Genomic DNA, 1,618 nt, shown 5'->3' with positions numbered 1-1,618 from the left:
CCTTCGCAGCTCCTACAGATATTGATGTAGGAGCTGCCGAAGGCTTGCGATCTTTTTGATCTTCAGCTTTTAATCAGAGGACCATCGCCGCCACCCAGCCGAACGCCAGCAACGGCAGGTTGTAGTGCAGGAAGGTCGGGACCACGGTGTCCCAGATGTGGTGATGCTGACCGTCGATGTTCAGGCCGGAAGTCGGGCCCAGCGTCGAGTCCGAGGCGGGCGAACCGGCGTCACCCAGGGCTCCGGCGGTGCCGACGATGCAGACAATCGCCAGCGGGCTGAAACCCAGTTGCACGCACAGCGGCACGAAAATCGCCGCCAGAATCGGCACGGTGGAGAACGACGAACCGATGCCCATGGTCACCAGCAGCCCCACCAGCAACATCAACAGCGCGCCGATGCCCTTGCTGTGATTGATCCACGACGCCGACGATTCGACCAGGGTCTGCACTTGCCCGGTGGCCTTCATCACTTCGGCGAACCCGGACGCGGCAATCATGATGAAACCGATCATCGCCATCATCTTCATGCCTTCGGTGAACAGGTCATCGGTCTCACGCCACTTGACGATGCCGGACACCGAGAAAATCAGGAAACCGACCAGCGCCCCGATAATCATCGAGTCCAACAGCAGTTGCACAATGAACGCCGCCGCAATCGCCACACCGGCGATCATCAGGCTCAGCGGGTTGTACTGCACGGCCACTTGCTCGACCTGCTCGATTTTCTGCAGATCATAGACGCGCTTCTTGCGGTAGCTGATGAACGCCATGGCCAGGCCGAACAGCATGCCCAGCGCCGGAATGCCCATGGCGTGGGTGACATTGATGCCACTGATGTCGACGCCGCTGCGCGCGACGTTGGCCAGCAGGATTTCATTGAGGAAGATGTTGCCGAAGCCCACCGGCAGGAACATGTACGGAGTGATCAGGCCAAACGTCATGACGCAGGCGATCAACCGGCGATCGAGTTGCAGCTTGGTCAGTACATATAACAGTGGCGGCACCAGCAGCGGAATGAACGCAATGTGGATCGGCAGAATGTTCTGCGAGGCAATCGCCACCACCCAGAGCAGGCCGATCAGCAGCCATTTGACGCTGCCGCCCCCGGTCGCGTGTTGCCGATCGACCATCGCCAGCGCCTTGTCGGCCAGCGCATGGGCCAGGCCGGACTTGGCAATCGCCACGGCGAACGCACCCAGCAATGCGTAGGACAAGGCCACGGTTGCGCCGCCACCCAGACCGCTGTTGAACGCCTTGAGCGTGGCATCGATGCMCCAACCACCGGTCAGACCACCGACCAGCGCACCGACGATCAGGGCGATCACCACGTGCACACGGGACAGGCTGAGGATCAGCATGATGCCGACCGCAGCAATCACTGCATTCATTTCATTACCTCAAAAACACGGCGATGACATCACCACCGCCAGACAGGATGAGTCCGCCAACGGTTAACCGGCGGATTGGCAAAGAGGGTCTTATTAGAAGGGCGCGCACTGTGCCGCAGAGTGGCGATGGTGTCAAAGCAACCGAATGCAACAACCGATGAACCACCCTGTAGGAGCTGCCGAAGGCTGCGATCTTTTTGATTCTTGTTTTTTTAAAAAATCAAAAAT

General features: G+C 59.2%; 1 protein-coding gene. It reads right to left on the bottom strand.

Annotated elements, in window-relative coordinates; genetic code table 11:
* Nucleotides 1-73: 73 nt before the first annotated feature.
* Nucleotides 74-1,390 carry a Na+/H+ antiporter family protein gene (locus HT737_RS25195; protein WP_182404218.1) on the bottom strand — a complete coding sequence of 439 codons (1,317 nt, stop codon included), beginning with the start codon at nt 1,388-1,390 and terminating at the stop codon, nt 74-76.
* Nucleotides 1,391-1,618: the final 228 nt, after the last annotated feature.

Origin of the sequence: Pseudomonas sp. MD195_PC81_125, from assembly GCF_014060985.1 — a bacterium.
In the GTDB taxonomy this organism is placed as follows: domain Bacteria; phylum Pseudomonadota; class Gammaproteobacteria; order Pseudomonadales; family Pseudomonadaceae; genus Aquipseudomonas; species Aquipseudomonas parakoreensis.
The sequence above is the reverse complement of the archived record's forward strand: the minus strand, read 5'-3'. Positions and strand labels throughout refer to the sequence as shown.